Here is a 19,845-nt window from a genome sequence, read left to right as displayed (position 1 = left end):
TAATCATTTATTAACATAATAAGAATAAGGGCTTTTTTCATGAGTGATGTAATTCGCGATTTTTTCAAAATGGAGTCTGCAGGAGGCATTCTGTTGGTTATCGCTGCAGCAATTGCGATGACTATTGCGAACTCACCTTTGAATGATGTTTATCAAGGGTTTTTGCACAGTTATGTGTTTGGTATGTCAGTTTCGCACTGGATTAATGATGGTCTGATGGCTGTCTTCTTCCTGCTGATTGGTCTGGAAGTAAAACGCGAGCTGTTAGAGGGCGCGTTGAAATCGAAAGAAACGGCTATCTTTCCGGCGATCGCGGCAGTGGGGGGAATGCTGGCACCGGCACTGATTTACGTTTTGTTTAATGCCAGTGATGCGGCAGCTATTCAGGGCTGGGCTATTCCGGCGGCGACAGACATTGCTTTCGCACTGGGTATCATGGCGCTGCTGGGTAAGCGTGTACCCGTGAGTCTGAAGGTGTTCCTGTTGGCGCTGGCGATCATTGATGACCTGGGTGTCGTGGTGATTATTGCCCTGTTTTACACCGGTGATCTGTCGACATTGGCGCTGGTTGTTGGCTTTATTATGACGGGTGCACTGTTTATGCTCAATGCAAAACACGTGACTAAATTGACCCCGTACATGATCGTGGGTGCTATTTTGTGGGTGGCGGTACTCAAGTCTGGAGTCCACGCGACACTCGCTGGGGTTGTGATCGGCTTTGCAATTCCGTTGAAGGGCAATGAAGGAGAACGTTCTCCGCTGAAACACATGGAACATGCGCTGCACCCTTACGTTGCGTTTGGTATTCTGCCGCTGTTTGCCTTTGCCAACGCAGGTATCTCACTGGAAGGCGTTTCGATGGCCGGGCTGACGTCGATGCTGCCACTGGGCGTAGCATTGGGTCTGCTTATTGGTAAGCCACTGGGTATCTTCAGCTTCAGTTGGGCTGCCGTCAAAATGGGCGTGGCCAAATTGCCAGAAGGCATCAACATGAAACACATTTTTGCGGTGTCCGTGTTGTGTGGTATTGGTTTCACTATGTCGATCTTTATCTCATCGTTGGCATTTGGCGCTGCGAATGCCGATTACGACACATACGCCAGACTCGGGATCCTAATGGGCTCGACGACAGCAGCGGTGGTGGGTTATATCCTGTTGCACCTGTCATTACCTAAGAAAGCGTAAGCTAAAAAACGCCCCGATATCGGGGCGTTTTTTGTTACAGGCTTCGGGTTGAGAAGATGGTCCATTCCTTGATGACTTCTTCGTCCAATCCAACTACGGTGGCGGTCACCCGTCGGTTGGCTGCATGCGCCTGAGAAGTGTCTTGATTGACTTCAGGCCTTGTATCGCCATAGCCCACGACGGCTACCCGTTGTGGTTCAACCTGGTAGCCGATTAATCGGCTACGTACTGCTTCCGCCCGTTGTTGGGACAATGCCAGGTTATGACTGGCGGAGCCGACTTTACTCGCATAGCCGCGTACCTCGATTGAGGCACCAGGGTATTTTTTCAGAAACTGCGCCATGTTGGCGATTTGTGCGTTGAAACTCGGCTCAATGACCGATGAATTATTAGCGAACAGGATGTGCAGTTGGCGAGACTCTTCCATCAGGATTTTTTCACCACAGCCGTCGTTGTCGATCAGGGCGCCAGGTGGGGTATCCGCACACAAGTCACGCGCATTGATGACGCCATCGGCATCATCGTCGATGAGATCAGAGACCTGAAATGCGACTGGTGTGTCCATGTATGGATACTCTTCTTCTTCCGCCATGACCGCCTGACTTACAACGCAACTGGCTATCATGGCCATTACTAAGGTTTTTTTATCCATCTTAATACTCCACTTTTTCGGTCCATTCAGGTGGAATATCAACCAGCAGTGCGTCCAGTAGGGCACCGGTAGCATTCATTACCCGATACTTGGCGTATTGCTCTGAGTAGTGGGCGTCGAGGTAATCTTTGCGTGCTTCAAACAATTCGTTTTCGGTGTTGAGTAAATCAAGCAAGGTTCGCTGACCAATCCGGTATTGCTTTTCATAAGCAATCACGGTTTCTGACGCTGAATCCACATGATCGGCCAAAAACTCTTTTTGTTGCAGGGTCAAGTCCAACGCGCTCCAGGAGAGGCGCAGTCCTTCTTCAACCTGGCGGTAAGCGCTATCGCGTAAGTCTTTGGCTTTGTTGAGCTGTGAGGCCGCTTTTTCGGACAGTGCCTGATCCGAGCCGCCGTTATACAGGTTGTAGCGCATGCGTAGCATGGCCAGTGTTTCATCACTGCGTCCTTCATCCCCACCTGCGTCATCACGCCAGGTTTGGCTGGCTTCTATCGACAGCGTTGGGTAGAAAGGGCCCTTGGACTGCTTGTATTGGTAGCGGGCGGAGTCGATATCGGCTTTAGCGATCTGAATGACCGGGTGTTTTTCATACGCCACGTCCATCGCACGGGTCATGGTTGGCGGTAGCTTAAAAATGTCGGCTCGGGGATAGGTCAGGCCCAGGGGTTCCTGGCCGACGATACGGCGAAACTGCGTGTGCGTGTCGTACAGGTTGTTTTGCGCAGCCAGCAGGTTACCGTGTGCTTTGGCTATCCGCGCTTCGACTTGGGAGACGTCAGCAGTGGAGCCGATGCCAGACTCAGCACGACGACTGATGTCTTTGTAAATCTCTTTATGAACGCGGAGGTTATTTTCTGACAATTTCAGCACTTCTTCGGCTTTGATGGCATCCAGATAAACCTGCGCGACCTTTAGTGCCATGTCTTGTGCATCAGCGATCAATTGTAATCGGGTGGATTCGGCGTCCGCCGCCGTCCGATCCATATCATTCAGTGTCGCAGAACCATCCCATAATAGCTGTGTGAGTGAGACCGTGGCTTCTTTTCGGGTCAGGTCGGTATCGTTCTGGCCAGTGGAATCAGCAGGGCGAATCCCTTCGTAACCAATCCCAGCATCCAAATCGATACTGGGCAAGTAGGCACCATTTGACGCGTCATGCTGTTTGAGCGCACTCTGATATTCGTTGAAAATACTTTTTATATCTGGATTAGTCGCGAGTGCTATGGCAACGGCCTGCTCTAGGGTTTGAGCCTGAGCGGAAAAGCAGTATCCCAATAGGCAACTCACAATCATCTGTTTTTTCCAGTTCACTGCGAATCTCCTGTTCACAAGTGGAAGGGCCTGACGATGCACCCTGCGCAACTTGGTTGGTGGCGGTTAACAGACAAAGCTTAGTAAAGAAACGAGGGTTAGGGGAAATAGATGGTTGAATTTATTGTTGATTCTGCTAATGCATAGGACTCAGTTTGTGCATTGGGCCTATCATACTTAAGTTTGAACAGACTTAAGTAATTTGTTGATTTTAAGTTGCTTTTTTTGATGCGAGTTCGAGTGTGATCTTTATCAAATTTATATGATTTTTGAGAATCGATACTCTATGCTTAGTCTATGAAAATTAAGAATAAAACACTATGTTAATGAATTTGTTAATAGAGGGGGTGTTAAAAGATATTGCAAGCTAGTTTCAATTTATGTTACTTTCCCGCGCAATCTCGGACGTTGTATAAAGCAGACGATTTCTGGGGGATACGCGTAGTGACATTCAGCTGATTGCGACACTACGTAGGGTAGGTATCGACAAAGCCTTTTGTCGATAGACGGGATACTTAATGTCGCGGGAGCGGCAGCGAATGGGAAACCCAACATTGAACTCACTTAACGTTTACTGCACTTTAATCAGCCTCATTCCTCGTAAATGCCCTGTTTTACAAAACAGTAGCATAACCGAACCTTGATCTACTGATTCTCACATTGTCATCGGTTTGATGGCCGCTATTCCGTATCCACTTTTCGTGAAATCGGAAGGCATTTTTACACCTCATTTCTGGATGGTGATGGCAGAAGTGAGTTGGGTTTCTCTATTTCAAGGTAACATATAAATGAGCACAGCCTTTGAAGTCGAAAACAGCATTGTATCGACATTTTCCACTCAAGTGCCGGTTGTTGAAGGCACATACGATCTCACGCCTGACCAGATTTTACAGGATCAGGCAGAGCATGAGTCTGAAGTACGTTCTTACCCACGTCGTCTTCCTATTGCGATTAAACGGGCTTATGGTGCTCTGGTAGAAGACACCCGTGGTCAAATCTTTCTGGACTGTCTGGCGGGGGCTGGCACGTTGGCGCTAGGGTACAACCACCCAGAAATTAACCAAGCGCTGAAAGAGCAACTGGATTCGGGTCTGCCGTATCAAACACTTGATATTACAACGAAAGCTAAAGACAATTTTATCAAGCGCGTGAAGGCGTTTCTGCCGCAGCAGTTTGCCAAAAATTCGGCCATTCAGTTCTGTGGCCCATCGGGTGCCGATGCCGTTGAGGCGGCAATCAAGCTGGCTAAGCAAACCACAGGGCGCAACACCATGTTTGCGTTCCGTGGCGCTTACCATGGCATGACCAACGGTACGATGGGTATGATGGGGAATCTGGGCACTAAAGCGCGTCGTACTGGCCTGATGTCAGATGTGCACTTTATGCCATTCCCATACAACCTGCGTTGCCCGTTTGGACTGGGTGGTGATGAAGGTGCCAAAGCAAGCATCCGTTACATCGAGCGTCTGCTCGGGGATGATGAAGCCGGCATCATGAAGCCGGCGGCAATCATCGTTGAACCTGTTCAGGGTGAAGGTGGCGTAATTCCGGCGCCTGCGTTCTGGCTACGTGAGCTGCGCCGTATCTGCGATGAGCACGGCATCCTGTTGATTTTCGATGAAATTCAGTGTGGTGTTGGCAAATCTGGCTACCGTTTCGCGTTTGAAGAGTCTGGCATTAATCCGGATATCCTGTGTCTGTCCAAAGCGATTGGTGGTGGTCTGCCAATGTCGATTCTGGTATTCAACAAATCGATTGATACCTGGAAGGCGGGCGAGCATACCGGAACATTCCGCGGCAACCAGTTGGCGATGGTGTCTGGTGCGAAAGCGCTGGAAATCATGGAACGTGACAACCTGGTAGAGCACGCGAATATCGCTGGTCAATATTTGCGTCACGGTCTGGAGAAGATCCAGAGCCGAGTGAACTGCATCGCCGAAGTGCGCGGTAAAGGCCTGATGTTGGGTGTTGAAATTCAGGACCCATCAGGCGCTCGCAATAAATTTGGTGAACCGCAGGCTGACGGCGAACTGACGCTGAGGATCCAGCGTGCTGCACTCGAACGTGGTCTGATGGTCGAAAAAGGTGGCCGCGAAGGTTCGGTTCTCCGCTTCCTGCCACCACTTATCATCAGCTTTGAACAAATTGACTTTGCCCTGCGAGTACTGGAAGACGCTATTCTGGCCGCTGGTGGTGGCCTGGCAGAGGGGTCTCAGAACAGAGGGTGGAGCAAACACTTTGTTCATACGGGTGAGTACGGCGCGGATGAGTTTGCGTCGGTAATGAATCACACCACGGCGGCAATGAAACAGCTTTTCGAACAGGTTGATAAGCCGTATTCCGGCCTGGATCCGAAACTGCTGGAAGCACAGATCAATGCAGTGAACCTGGACGCCACTCAAACCAGTTTGAAAGCCGTTATTGACAGCACCACTGAGCTGGTGGCAAAAAACGCCATTTTCACGCAGCACCCGGGGTGCATTGCGCACCTGCACACACCGCCACTGATGCCTGCCATTGCGGCCGAAGCCATGATTGCAGCACTCAACCAGTCTATGGATTCGTGGGACCAGGCGTCATCTGCCACTTATGTCGAGCAGAAAGTGATCAACTGGCTGTGCGACAAATACGAAATGAGCGATAGCGCGGACGGTATTTTCACCAGCGGCGGTACGCAGAGTAATCAGATGGGGCTGATGTTGGCCCGTGACTGGATCGCCGATACGCTGAGTGGTCATTCTATCCAGAAATTGGGTTTGCCGGATTATGCCGACAAACTGCGCATCGTTTGTTCGGCAAAAGCACACTTTACGGTACAAAAGTCGGCATCCTGGATGGGGCTGGGTGAAAAAGCCGTGTTGACCGTTGATGCGTTGCCTGATGGCACTATGGACGCCAGCCAATTGGAGCGCGTGATTGAGCAAGCGAAAGCGGATGGCCTGATCCCATTTGCTGTGGTCGGTACCGCGGGTACCACTGATCACGGTGCGATTGATGATCTGCAGGTTATTGCCGATGTCGCAGCCAAGTATCAGATCTGGATGCATGTCGACGGCGCTTACGGTGGTGCATTGATTCTGAGCAGCCACAAGGCTCGTCTGAAGGGGATCGAGCGTGCCAACTCCGTGTCGGTCGACTTCCACAAATTGTTTTATCAAACCATCAGTTGCGGCGCGCTGTTGGTGAATGACAAAGCCAACTTCAAGTTCCTGTTGCATCACGCGGATTACCTGAACCGTGAGCACGACGAGTTACCCAACCTGGTAGACAAGTCGGTTGCGACCACAAAACGTTTTGACGCGTTGAAAGTCTTCATGACGATGCAAAGCGTAGGTCCGCAAGCGTTAGGTGAGATGTACGATCACCTGTTGGCGCAGACTCAACAGGTCGCAGAGATGGTTCGTGAACATGCGGGCTTTGAGCTGCTGGCTGAGCCTTCTTTGTCGACGGTATTGTTCCGCTCAACTCAGGAAGCGTCTCAGGGAGTGGATAAACTGAACCAGAAAGTTCGTATCGAAGCGCTGGTTCGCGGTGTCGCTGTTTTGGGTGAGACGACAGTAAATGGTCAGTCAGCGCTGAAATTTACTATCTTAAATCCATGTCTGACGTTGTCAGACTTCGAAAAACTTTTAACTGAAATAAACCAGCTGGCAGTTGAGCTGGCGAAATAAGGGTAAGGAATAATGGCAATTCTACAAATAGGTGCAGGTGGTGTTGGTTGGGTTGTTGCGCATAAAGCAGCGCAGAACAACGATGTACTGGGCGATATCACAATCGCATCTCGTACCGTTGGTAAGTGCGAAAAGATCATTGAATCGATTCAGAACAAAAACAACCTGAAAGACTCATCGAAAAAACTCGAAGCGCGTGCTGTGAACGCCGACGACGTGGATGCACTGGTTGCTCTTATTCAGGAAGTTCAACCGGATCTGGTGATCAACGCGGGTCCTCCATGGGTAAACATGCCTATCATGGAAGCGTGCTACCGCGCCAAAGTCTCTTATCTGGACACTTCTGTCGCGGTAGACCTGTGCAGTGAAGGCCAACAGGTACCTCAGGCTTATGACTGGCAGTGGGGTTACCGTGAGAAGTTCGCAGAAGCGGGTATCACAGGTATTCTGGGTGCGGGTTTCGATCCGGGCGTGGTGTCTGTGTTTGCCGCGTACGCGGTCAAACATCTGTTTGATGAGATCGACACCATCGACGTGATGGATGTAAACGCGGGTGATCACGGTAAGAAGTTTGCGACCAACTTTGACCCGGAAACCAACATGTTGGAAATCCAGGGTGACTCTTTCTACTGGGAAAATGGCGATTGGAAACAAGTGCCATGTCACTCACGTATGTTTGAGTTCGACTTCCCGCTGGTGGGTAAACACAAAGTGTACTCCATGGCGCACGATGAAGTTCGTTCGATGAAAGAGTTCATCCCGGCGAAGCGTATTGAGTTCTGGATGGGATTCGGTGATAAATACCTGAACTACTTCAACTGCATGCGTGATATTGGCCTGCTAAGTCCGGAACCACTGACACTGCATGACGGCACCGTGGTTCAGCCATTGCACGTATTGAAAGCGTTGCTGCCAGATCCAACATCGCTGGCACCAGGTTACACAGGGAAAACCTGCATTGGTACCTGGGTGCAAGGTAAGAAAGACGGCAAAGAACGCAGCGTGTTTATCTACAATAACGCGGATCATGAAGTGGCGTATGACGACGTTGAACATCAGGCGATTTCGTACACGACGGGTGTTCCGGCGATCACTGCCGCATTGCAGTTCTTCCGTGGTAAATGGGCAGAGAAAGGCGTGTTTAACATGGAGCAGTTGGATCCGGACCCGTTCCTGGAAACTATGCCTGGCATTGGCCTTGACTGGCATGTGCAGGAGCTGGAGCCTCAGCAGCCTGATATCCAGATCTTGAAGTAATTTGCTTCAAGTAACAGCCTGTAAATTGAGCCGACGCGCAAGCGTCGGCTTTGTTCGATTTTAGAGTGACCGTAGAAATGCAAAAAAGCGACCTGAAAACCCCTTACTTCATGATCAATGAAGACAAGTTGATCGCGAACCTGGAAAAAGCCAAACAACTGAAAGACATTTCGGGCGTGAAACTGGTCTTGGCACTGAAGTGTTTTTCGACCTGGGGCGTGTTTGACATCATTAAGCCTTATCTGGACGGCACCACCAGTTCTGGCCCGTTTGAAGTCAAACTGGGCCACGAAACTTTTGGTGGTGAAACACATGCTTACAGCGTGGGCTACAGTGAAGACGACGTTCGTGAGGTGGCGGATATCTGTGACAAGATGATCTTTAACTCTCAGTCTCAGTTAGCCGCGTATCGTCACATTGTGGAAGGCAAAACGTCTTTGGGGCTGAGACTGAATCCGGGAGTCAGTTACGCTGGTCAGGATCTGGCAAACCCAGCGCGTCAGTTCTCCCGACTGGGTGTTCAGATGGACCATATCAAGCCTGAAGTGTTTGATAGTATCCATGGTGTGATGTTCCACATGAACTGTGAAAACAAAGATGTGGATGCATTTGTGGCTTTGTTGGATGCAATCTCAGAACAGTTTGGCGAGTATCTCAATCGACTGGACTGGGTGAGCCTGGGCGGTGGGGTATTCTTTACCTGGCCGGGTTACGACATTGAAAAACTTGGCCTGGCGTTGAAAGCGTTCGCTGACAAACACAAAGTACAATTGTATCTGGAGCCGGGAGAAGCGATCATCACTAAGACCACCGATCTGGTGGTAACGGTCGTGGACATTGTCGAGAACGTGAAGAAAACCGCGATTGTGGATTCTGCCACTGAAGCGCACCGTCTGGACACGTTGATCTACAACGAACCTGCGTCGGTGCTGGAAGCGTCTGAACAGGGCGAACATGAATACGTTATTGGCTCTTGTTCGTGTCTGGCTGGCGATCAGTTCTGTGTTGCGAATTTTGAGCAGCCCCTGACAATCGGTCAGAAGTTGCACATTCTTGACAGTGCCGGTTACACCATGGTGAAACTGAATTGGTTCAACGGGCTGCGTATGCCATCGGTGTATTGTGAGCGCTCAACGGGTGAGATTCAGAAGCTGAACGAGTTTGACTACGCCGATTTTAAACGTTCTCTGTCGCAATGGTCGTTGAAGTAAGCGGTTGAATCGCTGTGTAAGAAAAAGAGCAGCCATTGGCTGCTCTTTTTATATCAGGGACGGGTATCAGGATTCCACCATCACTTTGATGTCTTCACTGAGTGATTCGAGTTCATTCGCGACATCTTCGATCTGTACTTCGGCGGGTAACCGGATTGCGACGTTAGCGGTAAACAAGCTGGAGCTGACACCACCACCGCCAGCAATGAAGACCCGTTGGCAATCCATATCCAGAATGTGAGCCCCCTGGTTATCCAGAATGTGGGTAATGTCATTCACAATACCGGCACGATCATTGGAGTCCAGACGAAGGTGGTAGATGGTGTCTTCCCGGTGTGCCTGACTGCCTGAATCCACAATCTGCACCAACAGATCCGGATGGGACTGAAACGCTTGTTTCACCATTTGTTCGTTTGAGGTGGGCAGCTCAACCTTAATCACAGCAGCGACTTGGTCTTCAATAAAGTTCACTTTACTGATCAACCATTTACCGCCATTTTCGTGGGTGATAGCAGCCAATTCTTTGATCGTTGCTGGAGTCGCTTTGCCGACGAAATTGACAATGAATGTGCTGGTCATACTAAGCCTCCTACTGAGTAAAACATAACTCTCTGTTTTATTGTCCTTATGTTCTTAAGTGTAGAAGCAACCCGTGTTGGGAGCTTGATTTCAGTCAAGTTTTTACTCTATCGGCAGCGTAATTTCTGGTTTCTTTTAGCGCGGGCACAGAAAAGTAATCGCGGTTGTTATTATGAGGGGGAGAGTTCGTGAGCACAGAACGGCAGTGGATTAAGAGGCGCGAACTGTGCCTGCGAGTATAAACAACCAACAGGTGAAATGTTTGTTACAAAACGGGTTTTTTCTTGCGCAAATTGTGTGATGATAGGCGACGTAACGAATGAATTCGCAGAGGAATGAACAGATGTTAAAAATTGCAATGCTGAGCACAGGTGAAGAGGTGCTTCACGGCGATATTGTCGACACCAACGCCGCCTGGCTTTCGGAACAATTTTTTGAGGCGGGATTTCCTCTGTCAAAACGCGCGACTGTTGGGGACGAGCTATCATCGCTGGTAGAAGAACTAATGATGCTGAGCTTCAACAACCAAGTGGTGGTGGTGAATGGTGGACTCGGACCAACCAGTGATGACTTGAGCAGTGAGGCGGCAGCAAAAGCGGGTGAGCAGTCTCTGAAGCTGTTTCCTGAGTGGCAGGCGCGTCTGGAGGATTTTTTCGCACAGCGCAAGATGGTGATGCCAGAGAGCAACATCAAACAAGCCATGCTGCCCGAGAAGGCCACCTTAGTCGACAACCCGATTGGTACTGCTTGTGGCTTTTCGATGCTGATCAATGACTGTCAGTTCTATTTCACACCAGGTGTCCCATCTGAGTTTAAGATGATGGTGGAGCAGCAGATCCTACCCGATCTGAAACAGCGTTACCCTCAGCAGGCTGGTTTGGAATGCAGTCGGTTTTATACATTTGGGACATCGGAATCGGCGCTATCGGACAAACTCGATCGGGTGCAGTTACCGGCGGGCTACATGCTTGGATATCGCTCTTATTTGCCGTTTATTGAGGTGAAGCTGTTCGGACCGAAAGGGGATCTCAGTAACAAGCTGGGGATCATGAAGATCATTAATCAGTTAATTGACACTCACGTGGTCAGTATCGATGAGCCGATGATTCAGCATATTGCCAGTTTGCTCGATGATGCTCAGCTATCGCTTTCGACCAGCGAACAGTCAACGGGTGGCTGGTTGTCCAATTGGTTGCAGTCGGAAGCCGCGGCCGAAAAATGGTGTGGTCACGGCTGGATTCTCGGCGGCGCCGTGTCGGTGGGCGATGACGAGCAGGATCCGTTGGCTGCGACACTGGCACTCGCCGGTGCAACGCGTCAGAAGTGCTCGACAGAGCTGTCGTTGGTGACCGGTAAAGTCACAGATAATCAATTTTCTGTGGCGTTGGCGACGCCTCAGGGAGAGTGGGGACAGGTGCTGAGGTTCAGTCGGCAGTATAACCGCGAAAATCAGCGCTTATTGATCAGTACGGTGGCACTGGATATGTTGCGTCGCTATTTGGCGAAAAAGCCCATGTTTGTTAGCTACAGCTCGGTTGGTCGGGTCAAAGACATTTTTGTCCCAGCGGAGCAACTGCAATACTGAATCAGGTCGCGGCGGCTGATGGGGCGCCGCTTATAACCCGATGAATATAAAACTTATTACAGGCACTCAAGTTCACATTATTTGATATAAGGAATCTTTCTAACTCCTAAGCGATTGATTTAATAATGACTCCCTTAATCGGGTCAAATTTCAGCCTTTAGTTATAGGAAATTGATTGTAAACTGAATGCTCCGGCTAGTGATTCGCAAGGAGGCAATCATGTTCCATCAGTCAAAAATTATTGTCTGGTATAAAGTCGCAAGTCAGAAAGTGGTACTGGGTGAGACATTCAGCAACGACAGCTTTGATGTTGTGTCGCTGTGGCGCAAAACTCCCCAGATGGAAGAGCACAGCGCGTATCAGGGTTTCCAACTTTCACTGTTTGACGATGATGGAAGAGAGATTGCCCATAAGGCCGTATCAATGGATATCGCAGATGAAATTCTGATGGGAAGCTCCGCCCAGTATGTTTGACCTCTGAACAGAAAAAAGAGCATAAAAAAACGCGCCGTCAGGCGCGTTTTTCTTTGAGTCGGTAAACGACATTGTCGACCTCAAGGTCTGTCTTCGCTCGGCAGATACAAGGTAATATCTCATCACCTTGCGTGTACGCCATGGCAAAACCAACGTATTCGACTTCACCAGAAACCAGGTTGCAACGACATGCTCCGCAATGCCCGTCACGGCAGTTGTATTCTGGTTCCAATCCGGCTTGCTCCATCGTTTCCAGCAGAGTATTGGACGGATTGGATTCAACGGAAGTGATTTTGTTGATTTTTATATTGGCCATTACAGCTCGAAGCCCTCGAAGTCATCCGCGTTTACTTCGTTGTCAATCTGACCAACCAGGTAAGAGCTGATTTCTGCTTCCTGAGGCGCTACCTGAACGTTGTCCGACGACAACCAGGCGTTGATCCAAGGAATCGGATTCGATGTGGCTTCTGGGTAAGCAGCAGGCAAACCAACAGCGTGCATGCGCACGTTGGTGATGTATTCAACGTACTGGCTCAGGATGTCTTTGTTCAGGCCGATCATTGAACCGTCTTTGAACAGGTATTCCGCCCATTCTTTCTCTTGCTCTGCAGCTTCCTTAAACAGATCAAAACACTCTTGTTTGCACTCTTCAGCAATCTGAATGAATGAGAAGTCATCCTGACCATTACGGAGCAGGTTGATCATATGTTGAGTGCCCGTCAGGTGTAGCGCTTCGTCACGAGCAATCAGCTTGATGATCTTCGCGTTACCTTCCATCAGCTCACGTTCCGCAAACGCAAAAGAACAGGCAAAACTGACGTAGAAACGGATCGCTTCCAGTGCGTTGACCGACATCAGACATACGTAAAGCTTTTTCTTCAGTTCGTACAAACTGACAGATACGGTTTCACCGTTGATTTGATGCTGGCCTTCGCCGTAACGGTGATAGTCATTGCTCAGTTTGATCAGATCATCGTAGTAGTGCGCAATGTCTTTTGCACGCTTGAGGATGTGTTCGTTTTCAACGATGTCATCAAACACAACACCCGGGTTGTTGACGATATTACGGATAATGTGCGTGTACGAACGAGAATGGATGGTTTCTGAGAAAGACCAGGTTTCGATCCAGGTTTCCAGCTCTGGCAGAGACACCAACGGCAGTAAGGCGACGTTCGGGCTGCGGCCCTGGATAGAATCCAGCAGAGTCTGATACTTCAGGTTCGAGATAAAGATGTGCTTTTCATGCTCTGGCAACTTGTTGTAGTCGATGCGGTCGCTGGACACGTCAACTTCTTCCGGACGCCAGAAGAACGACAGTTGCTTCTCGATCAGTTTTTCAAAAATCTCGTATTTCTGTTGGTCGTAACGTGCAACGTTGACCGACTGACCCAAGAACATCGGTTCTTTCAGTTGGTCATTTTTGGTCTGGTTAAAAGTACTGTAAGCCATAATGCCTCAATTCCTTTTAAGCCCTCCATCCTGTCAGCAGGCGAGGAGGGCGTTCGGTAGTCTGTTAATGTGATTCTATGTCGGTCGGATTAAATCTTACAACCGCCGCCGGCACAATCGTCATCTTGTGGTTGAACTGCGTCTTTCTGGTCGTCTTTCGCACCGTCACGCGTGTTGTGGTAGTAGAGGGTCTTCACACCAAATTTGTACGCGGTCAGCAGGTCTTGCAGCAGTTTCTTCATCGGTACCTTACCGCTTTCGTAGCGTGCAGGGTCGTAGTTCGTGTTGGCTGAGATAGCCTGGTCAACAAACTTTTGCATAATACCAACCAGGTGCAGATAACCGTCGTTAGAACCGATGTTCCACAGCAGTTCGTAGTTATTCTTGAGTTCCGTGAAGTCCGGCACCACCTGTTTCAGGATGCCGTCTTTCGACGCTTTTACAGAGACGAAACCACGCGGTGGCTCAATACCGTTTGTCGCGTTGGAAATCTGAGAAGAGGTCTCAGAAGGCATCAGCGCAGTCAGTGTTGAGTTACGTAGGCCGTGCTCCATGATCTCCTGACGCAGGCCATCCCAGTCATAGTGCAGTGGCTCATCACAAATAGTATCGATATCTTTCTTGTACGTATCGATTGGCAACAGGCCTTTCGCGTAGTTCGTTTCGTTAAATGAAGGACACTTGCCTTGCTCTTTTGCCAGCTCGACCGAAGCTTTCAGCAGGTAGTACTGCATCGCTTCGAAGGTACGGTGAGTCAGGCCATTTGCACTGCCGTCGGAGTACTTCACGCCGTGTTTCGCCAGGTAGTAAGCGAAGTTAATCACGCCCACACCCAGAGTACGACGGTTCATGGTTGAACGGTACGCAGCTGGCAGCGGGTAATCTTGGTAATCAAGCAGGGCATCCAGAGCACGAACAACCAGCTCAGAAAGCTCTTTAAAGTCGTCCAGGCTTTGAATCGCGCCCAGGTTGAACGCAGACAGAGTACACAGCGCAATTTCACCGGAATCGTCTTCCACGTTGCTCAGCGGTTTGGTCGGCAGAGCAATTTCCAGACACAGGTTAGACTGACGAACAGGGGCAACTTCAGCGTCAAACGGGCTGTGGGTGTTGCAGTGGTCAACGTTCTGGATGTAGATACGTCCGGTTGAAGCACGCTCTTGCATAAGCAAAGAGAACAGCTCGACCGCTTTCACACGCTCTTGTTTCACGGACGGATCGTTTTCGTATTTCACGTACAGACGTTCGAACTCGTCCTGATCCTGGAAGAAGGCGTCATAAAGACCCGGGACATCCGATGGTGAGAACAGCGTAATGTAGCCGCCTTCAACTAGACGCTGGTACATCAACTTGTTCAGTTGTACCCCATAGTCCATGTGACGAACACGGTTTTCTTCTACACCACGGTTGTTTTTCAGAACCAACAGGGACTGAACTTCTCCGTGCCACATTGGGTAAAATACCGTTGCCGCACCGCCGCGAACGCCACCCTGAGAACAGCACTTCACCGCTGTTTGGAAGTATTTGTAGAATGGGATACAACCGGTGTGGAAAGCTTCACCGCCACGGATTTCAGAACCCAGAGCACGGATCCGGCCCGCATTAATACCAATACCGGCACGCTGTGACACATAACGAACGATTGAGCTAGCCGTTGCGTTAATTGAATCCAGGCTGTCACCACATTCGATCAGTACGCATGAGCTGAACTGACGAGTTGGTGTGCGAACACCAGACATAATCGGTGTTGGCAGAGAGATCTTAAACGTTGACGTCGCATCGTAGAAGCGCTTGATGTAGTCAAGACGCGTTGCCTTCGGATACTTAGCGAACAGACACGCCGCAACCAGAATGTAGAGGAACTGAGCACTCTCATAGATCTGACCGGTCACACGGTTTTGAACGAAGTATTTACCTTCAAGCTGTTTAACGGCTGCATAAGAGAAATTCAGATCACGACGGTGATCGATATAGGCGTCCAGCTCATCCAGTTCAGCTTTGGTGTAATCTACCAGCAGGTGCTTGTCGTACTTACCCATCTCTACCAGTTTAGAGATGTGATCGTACAGCGTTGGTGGCTCATATTGACCATACGCTTTTTTGCGCAGGTGGAATACGGCCAGACGAGCAGCCAGATACTGATAATCCGGCGTCTCTTCCGAAATCAGGTCAGCGGCTGATTTGATGATCGTTTCGTGAATATCTGATGTCGTAATGCCATCGTAAAACTGAATGTGAGCACGCAATTCTACCTGAGAGACCGAAACGTTGTTCAGCCCTTCAGCTGCCCATGTGATGACTCTGTGGATCTTATCCAGATCAATATTTTCTTTGCGGCCATCACGCTTGGTGACGGTAAGTTGTTGGTTCATTCTGCTTCATTTCCCTAACAAAACTGATTAAAGCCGCTTTTTTATGTAATTTTTGTAAATTTGATTACGGCTTTGTGATCATGGTCTACCTACATATTGTAGCTCAAACACAATATGTAGGGGTACGTTAGCTTTCGGGTTACAAGATAGTGCTATCGGATGGTTATTTCAAGGCACCAGATCTTGGATGACTTGTGGATAACTAACAAAATTAAAAAAAACGGTAAGTAACCACTAACCGATGAAATAAGGGCAGGTTTGAATGCAGAAAACTGACGTTTGAGGATCGGTTTATAAGTAACCAGAGATAAAAAAAAATTCCTTGATCTTTACCCAAAAATACAGTCAAAAATCGCCTTGGTTAAAATTGAATCTAGAGCACGTAATTCTCGAAAATTTAACTAAAAAAGGCGGTCGCTTTGTGCTACCGCCTTTGCATTTTTGTTACAGTTTTGAGACTACTCTTTAATGGTATGTACGATGTAGTTGACATCGACATTTCGGCCCAGTTTGTAGCTATCTGTCAGTGGATTGTAGTGCAAACCGGTGATGCCTTTTTCCTGCAGCGCAGTACTGTCGATCATCTTCATCATTTCAGACGGACGGATGAATTTTTCGTGGTCATGCGTGCCCTCTGGCACAATCTTGAGCAGCTTCTCCGCACCAACGATGGCGAACAGGTAAGACTTGATATTACGGTTGAGGGTTGAAAAGAATACGTGCCCTCCCGGCTTGACCAGCGCAGAACAAGAACGAATCACGGAGAGCGGGTCGGGGACGTGCTCCAGCATTTCCATGCAGGTGACAACATCGTACATGCCGGCATTGTCCTGAGCATGCTGTTCTATGGTGCTCTGGATGTACGTCAGTTGGGTGCCTGTCTCTAATGCATGCAGGCGGGCGACTTCGAGCGGCTCTTTCCCCATGTCCAGGCCCGTCACATCAGCGCCTTCACGCGCCATACTCTCGGCCAGAATACCGCCACCGCACCCGACATCGAGCACTTTCTTGCCAAACAGTCCGTCGGCGTTTTTGAGCACATACCCAAGACGTAACGGGTTGATCTGGTGCAGCGGTTTGAACTCGCCATTCAGGTCCCACCAGCGCGAGGCCATCTCTTCAAATTTTTTGATTTCGTTTGGGTCTACGTTTTGAGTATCAGTCATAGCGGTACTTCTTCTAAATGAGCGTGCTTCCGTGAATGAAGAGCATTATAGCGGTAACTGCGTCGCTGGCTACCACTTGACGAACATTCCCGTAGCGCTGAACAAAAATTAGTCTCTTTTCAGCGGGATATGTAAACAATGTGCAATTTCTCGGCATTTAATCCACAACAAAGCTCACAACCTGATAAAAGGGGAGGGAAAGTAATGCCGAACCGTTGAATTGTGTGTTATATTTTTGCACCTTAAACGTATTGTACATACGATCTATAAATAGAGGGATAATGGCTCTATGAGCGATCTAGCTAAAGAGATCACGCCCGTAAACATCGAAGATGAGCTGAGAGGCTCGTACCTCGACTATGCGATGTCTGTAATCGTTGGTCGTGCTCTTCCGGATGTGCGTGATGGCCTTAAACCAGTACACCGCCGCGTGCTTTTCGCGATGAACGTACTAGGCAACGATTGGAACAAACCATATAAAAAATCCGCCCGTGTTGTCGGTGACGTAATCGGTAAATATCACCCTCACGGTGATAGTGCTGTATACGACACAATTGTCCGTATGGCTCAGCCGTTCTCACTGCGCTACATGCTGGTCGACGGCCAAGGAAACTTTGGTTCGATCGATGGTGACTCAGCAGCAGCAATGCGTTATACCGAAGTTCGTATGGCAAAAATTGCCCACGAGCTGCTGGCTGACCTAGACAAAGAAACGGTTGACTACGTACCAAACTACGACGGTACAGAGCAGATTCCAGCCGTATTACCTACGAAAATTCCTAACCTGCTAGTGAACGGTGCATCCGGTATCGCAGTGGGTATGGCGACGAATATCCCGCCGCATAACCTGGGTGAAGTTATTGATGGCTGTCTGGCATACATCAATAACGAAGAAATCACCATTGATGAACTGATGGACTACATTCCTGGTCCCGATTTTCCAACGGCAGCATTGATCAGTGGCCGTAAGGGAATCATCGACGCATACAAGACTGGCCGCGGCAAGATCTACATGCGTTCGAAAGCGGAAGTGGAAGCCGACAAGAATGGCAAAGAGACCATTATTGTCACCGAAATTCCTTACCAGGTGAACAAAGCGCGTCTGATTGAAAAGATCGCAGAGCTGGTAAAAGACAAAAAAGTTGAAGGCATCAGTGCCCTGCGCGATGAGTCAGACAAAGACGGTATGCGCATTGTTATCGAATGTAAGCGTGATGCGGTCGGCGAAGTGGTTCTGAACAACCTCTACGCCAACACTCAGCTTCAAACAACGTTCGGTATCAACATGGTTGCGCTGGACAATGGCCAGCCTAAGCTGTTCAACCTGAAAGAAATGCTGAAGTGTTTCGTTGATCACCGCCGTGAAGTGGTGACTCGTCGTACGATCTTCGAACTGCGCAAAGCCCGCGAACGTGCTCATATCCTTGAAGGTTTGGCACTGGCACTAGCCAATATTGACGACATCATCGATCTGATTCGTAAAGCGCCAACACCAGCAGAAGCAAAAGCGGGCCTGATTGCTCGTGGTTGGGATCTGGGTAACGTTGCAGCTATGTTGGAACGTGCCGGTACTGATGCGGCTCGCCCTGAATGGTTGGAACCGGAATACGGTATCCGCGATGGCCAATACTACCTGACTGAGCAGCAGGCTCAGGCGATCTTGGATCTGCGTCTGCACAAACTGACCGGTCTGGAACACGAAAAAATTCTGGATGAATACAAAGCTCTGCTAGATGAGATTGCAGAACTGATGCACATCCTGGCCAGCACTGAGCGTCTGATGGAAGTGATTCGTGAAGAGCTGGAAACCGTTCGTGATGCATTTGGTGATGCTCGCCGCACTGAAATCACGGCAGCCAGCCATGACATCGATCTGGAAGAGTTAATTGCTCGCGAAGATGTGGTTGTGACGCTGTCGCACGAAGGCTACGTGAAGTACCAGTTGTTGAGTGATTACGAAGCTCAGCGTCGTGGTGGTAAAGGTAAGAGTGCCACTCGAATGAAAGATGAGGATTACATCGAGCGTCTGCTGGTGGCGAATACTCATGACAACATTCTGTGTTTCTCTACTCGCGGTAAGACTTACCGTCTGAAAGTGTATCAACTGCCGCTGGCTAGCCGCACTGCACGTGGTAAACCGATTGTGAATATCCTTCCGTTGGAAGAGGGTGAGCGCATCACAGCGATCTTGCGTGTGGATGAGTTCTCTCAAGACAAGTTCATCTTTATGGCGACGGGTGACGGTACAGTGAAGAAGACGTCACTGGATCAGTTTGCTAACGTACGTTCTAACGGCTTGATCGCCGTGAATCTGCGTGACGATGACTCCCTCATCGGTGTCGATATCACGAACGGTGACAGCGACATTATGCTGTTCTCGAAAGCCGGTAAAGTGGTACGCTTTAGCGAAGATAAAGTGCGTGCCATGGGCCGTACTGCGGCAGGTGTTCGTGGTATGAAGCTTGCTGATGACGATCAGGTTGTATCATTGATTGTTCCGGCAAACGAAGGCGACATTCTGACAGTGACACAGAACGGCTACGGCAAACGGACTGAACTGGCGGAATACCCAACCAAAGGCCGTGCGACTCAAGGCGTTGTGTCTATCAAAGTCTCTGAGCGTAATGGACCAGTCGTGGGTGCAGTACAGGTGGAAGAAGGCGACGAGATGATGATGATCACCGACGCTGGTACTCTGGTACGTACTCGTGTGGCTGAAGTCAGCCAGGTGGGTCGGAATACTCAGGGTGTCACCTTGATCCGTACTGCTGAAGATGAGTCTGTGGTTGGTTTGCAGCGCATTGATGAAGTTGAAGAAATCGAACTGGATGAGGAAGGCGAAGTGGTTGAATCAGTTGAGGCTGATGAAGCGACGGAAACACCGGCATCCGATGTGAGCGATGACGTAGAGTCTGACGACGCGTAACTT

General features: G+C 49.5%; 14 protein-coding genes. 7 read left to right on the top strand and 7 right to left on the bottom strand.

What is annotated here, in order from left to right:
* The first annotated feature begins 39 nt into the window (after positions 1-39).
* On the top strand, positions 40-1,185 hold the full coding sequence (gene nhaA / locus CAG64_RS17725) for a Na+/H+ antiporter NhaA (RefSeq protein ID WP_021705443.1): 1,146 nt from the start codon (positions 40-42) through the stop codon (positions 1,183-1,185).
* A 34-nt stretch (positions 1,186-1,219) separates the two neighbouring features.
* Here the strand turns inward: nhaA and CAG64_RS17720 are convergent, their stop codons facing one another.
* On the bottom strand, positions 1,220-1,837 hold the full coding sequence (locus tag CAG64_RS17720) for an OmpA family protein (protein ID WP_161447688.1): 618 nt from the start codon (positions 1,835-1,837) through the stop codon (positions 1,220-1,222).
* 1 nt (position 1,838) lies between these two features.
* Positions 1,839-3,134: a TolC family outer membrane protein gene (locus CAG64_RS17715; protein WP_161447699.1), complete on the bottom strand. Its 1,296-nt coding sequence runs from the start codon at positions 3,132-3,134 to the stop codon at positions 1,839-1,841.
* 806 nt (positions 3,135-3,940) lie between these two features.
* On the opposite strand from CAG64_RS17715, the gene CAG64_RS17710 reads away from it, so the two are divergent.
* The 3 genes from CAG64_RS17710 (at position 3,941) to nspC (ending at position 9,291) form a co-directional block, all read left to right on the top strand.
* On the top strand, positions 3,941-6,823 hold the full coding sequence (locus tag CAG64_RS17710) for a pyridoxal phosphate-dependent class III aminotransferase (protein ID WP_161447690.1): 2,883 nt from the start codon (positions 3,941-3,943) through the stop codon (positions 6,821-6,823).
* Positions 6,824-6,835: 12 nt separating this feature from the next.
* Complete coding sequence (locus CAG64_RS17705; protein ID WP_021705447.1) at positions 6,836-8,080, top strand: carboxynorspermidine synthase; 1,245 nt, start codon at positions 6,836-6,838, stop codon at positions 8,078-8,080.
* 77 nt (positions 8,081-8,157) lie between these two features.
* Positions 8,158-9,291 carry a carboxynorspermidine decarboxylase gene (gene nspC, locus CAG64_RS17700; protein WP_161447691.1) on the top strand — a complete coding sequence of 378 codons (1,134 nt, stop codon included), beginning with the start codon at positions 8,158-8,160 and terminating at the stop codon, positions 9,289-9,291.
* A gap of 66 nt (positions 9,292-9,357) precedes the next feature.
* Here nspC and CAG64_RS17695 read toward each other — a convergent pair whose 3' ends face one another.
* Positions 9,358-9,870, bottom strand: coding sequence for a glycine cleavage system protein R (locus CAG64_RS17695; protein WP_161447693.1), 513 nt, complete (start codon positions 9,868-9,870; stop codon positions 9,358-9,360).
* A 343-nt stretch (positions 9,871-10,213) separates the two neighbouring features.
* Between CAG64_RS17695 and CAG64_RS17690 the strand changes: the two genes are divergently transcribed.
* A complete protein-coding gene (locus tag CAG64_RS17690; protein ID WP_161447695.1) occupies positions 10,214-11,455 on the top strand; it encodes a CinA family nicotinamide mononucleotide deamidase-related protein in 1,242 nt (413 codons plus the stop codon).
* Between the two features lie 219 nt (positions 11,456-11,674).
* Positions 11,675-11,929 carry a hypothetical protein gene (locus CAG64_RS17685; RefSeq protein WP_021705451.1) on the top strand — a complete coding sequence of 85 codons (255 nt, stop codon included), beginning with the start codon at positions 11,675-11,677 and terminating at the stop codon, positions 11,927-11,929.
* A gap of 37 nt (positions 11,930-11,966) precedes the next feature.
* On the opposite strand, the gene yfaE is transcribed toward CAG64_RS17685, so the two are convergent.
* From yfaE to ubiG, 4 genes are all read right to left on the bottom strand, one after another.
* On the bottom strand, positions 11,967-12,245 hold the full coding sequence (yfaE, locus tag CAG64_RS17680) for a class I ribonucleotide reductase maintenance protein YfaE (protein WP_021705452.1): 279 nt from the start codon (positions 12,243-12,245) through the stop codon (positions 11,967-11,969).
* The gene (gene nrdB, locus CAG64_RS17675) at positions 12,245-13,378 is read right to left on the bottom strand and encodes a class Ia ribonucleoside-diphosphate reductase subunit beta (RefSeq protein WP_021705453.1); all 1,134 of its coding nucleotides are present in this window, start codon (positions 13,376-13,378) and stop codon (positions 12,245-12,247) included. Before nrdB ends, yfaE begins: the two co-directional genes overlap by 1 nt.
* Before the next feature lie 89 nt (positions 13,379-13,467).
* A complete protein-coding gene (nrdA, locus tag CAG64_RS17670; RefSeq protein WP_161447697.1) occupies positions 13,468-15,750 on the bottom strand; it encodes a class 1a ribonucleoside-diphosphate reductase subunit alpha in 2,283 nt (760 codons plus the stop codon).
* 458 nt (positions 15,751-16,208) lie between these two features.
* On the bottom strand, positions 16,209-16,916 hold the full coding sequence (gene ubiG / locus CAG64_RS17665) for a bifunctional 2-polyprenyl-6-hydroxyphenol methylase/3-demethylubiquinol 3-O-methyltransferase UbiG (RefSeq protein ID WP_021705455.1): 708 nt from the start codon (positions 16,914-16,916) through the stop codon (positions 16,209-16,211).
* Positions 16,917-17,205: 289 nt separating this feature from the next.
* Here ubiG and gyrA point away from each other — a divergent pair, with 289 nt between their 5' ends.
* Positions 17,206-19,842 carry a DNA topoisomerase (ATP-hydrolyzing) subunit A gene (gene gyrA, locus CAG64_RS17660; RefSeq protein WP_021705456.1) on the top strand — a complete coding sequence of 879 codons (2,637 nt, stop codon included), beginning with the start codon at positions 17,206-17,208 and terminating at the stop codon, positions 19,840-19,842.
* Positions 19,843-19,845 lie beyond the last annotated feature (3 nt).

The organism is Vibrio sp. V38_P2S17PM301, from assembly GCF_009904845.1.
GTDB lineage: Bacteria > Pseudomonadota > Gammaproteobacteria > Enterobacterales > Vibrionaceae > Vibrio > Vibrio proteolyticus.
The sequence above is the reverse complement of the archived record's forward strand: the minus strand, read 5'-3'. Positions and strand labels throughout refer to the sequence as shown.

Bases quoted from the DNA above. Each gene is read 5' to 3' on its own strand.
- nrdB (WP_021705453.1), bottom strand. From the start codon at position 13,378: ATGGCTTACAGTACTTTTAACCAGACCAAAAATGACCAACTGAAAGAA.
- CAG64_RS17690 (WP_161447695.1), top strand. From the start codon at position 10,214: ATGTTAAAAATTGCAATGCTGAGCACAGGTGAAGAGGTGCTTCACGGC.
- nrdA (WP_161447697.1), bottom strand. From the start codon at position 15,750: ATGAACCAACAACTTACCGTCACCAAGCGTGATGGCCGCAAAGAAAAT.
- yfaE (WP_021705452.1), bottom strand. From the start codon at position 12,245: ATGGCCAATATAAAAATCAACAAAATCACTTCCGTTGAATCCAATCCG.
- CAG64_RS17710 (WP_161447690.1), top strand. From the start codon at position 3,941: ATGAGCACAGCCTTTGAAGTCGAAAACAGCATTGTATCGACATTTTCC.
- nspC (WP_161447691.1), top strand. From the start codon at position 8,158: ATGCAAAAAAGCGACCTGAAAACCCCTTACTTCATGATCAATGAAGAC.
- nhaA (WP_021705443.1), top strand. From the start codon at position 40: ATGAGTGATGTAATTCGCGATTTTTTCAAAATGGAGTCTGCAGGAGGC.
- CAG64_RS17715 (WP_161447699.1), bottom strand. From the start codon at position 3,134: ATGATTGTGAGTTGCCTATTGGGATACTGCTTTTCCGCTCAGGCTCAA.
- CAG64_RS17705 (WP_021705447.1), top strand. From the start codon at position 6,836: ATGGCAATTCTACAAATAGGTGCAGGTGGTGTTGGTTGGGTTGTTGCG.
- CAG64_RS17695 (WP_161447693.1), bottom strand. From the start codon at position 9,870: ATGACCAGCACATTCATTGTCAATTTCGTCGGCAAAGCGACTCCAGCA.
- ubiG (WP_021705455.1), bottom strand. From the start codon at position 16,916: ATGACTGATACTCAAAACGTAGACCCAAACGAAATCAAAAAATTTGAA.
- CAG64_RS17685 (WP_021705451.1), top strand. From the start codon at position 11,675: ATGTTCCATCAGTCAAAAATTATTGTCTGGTATAAAGTCGCAAGTCAG.
- gyrA (WP_021705456.1), top strand. From the start codon at position 17,206: ATGAGCGATCTAGCTAAAGAGATCACGCCCGTAAACATCGAAGATGAG.
- CAG64_RS17720 (WP_161447688.1), bottom strand. From the start codon at position 1,837: ATGGATAAAAAAACCTTAGTAATGGCCATGATAGCCAGTTGCGTTGTA.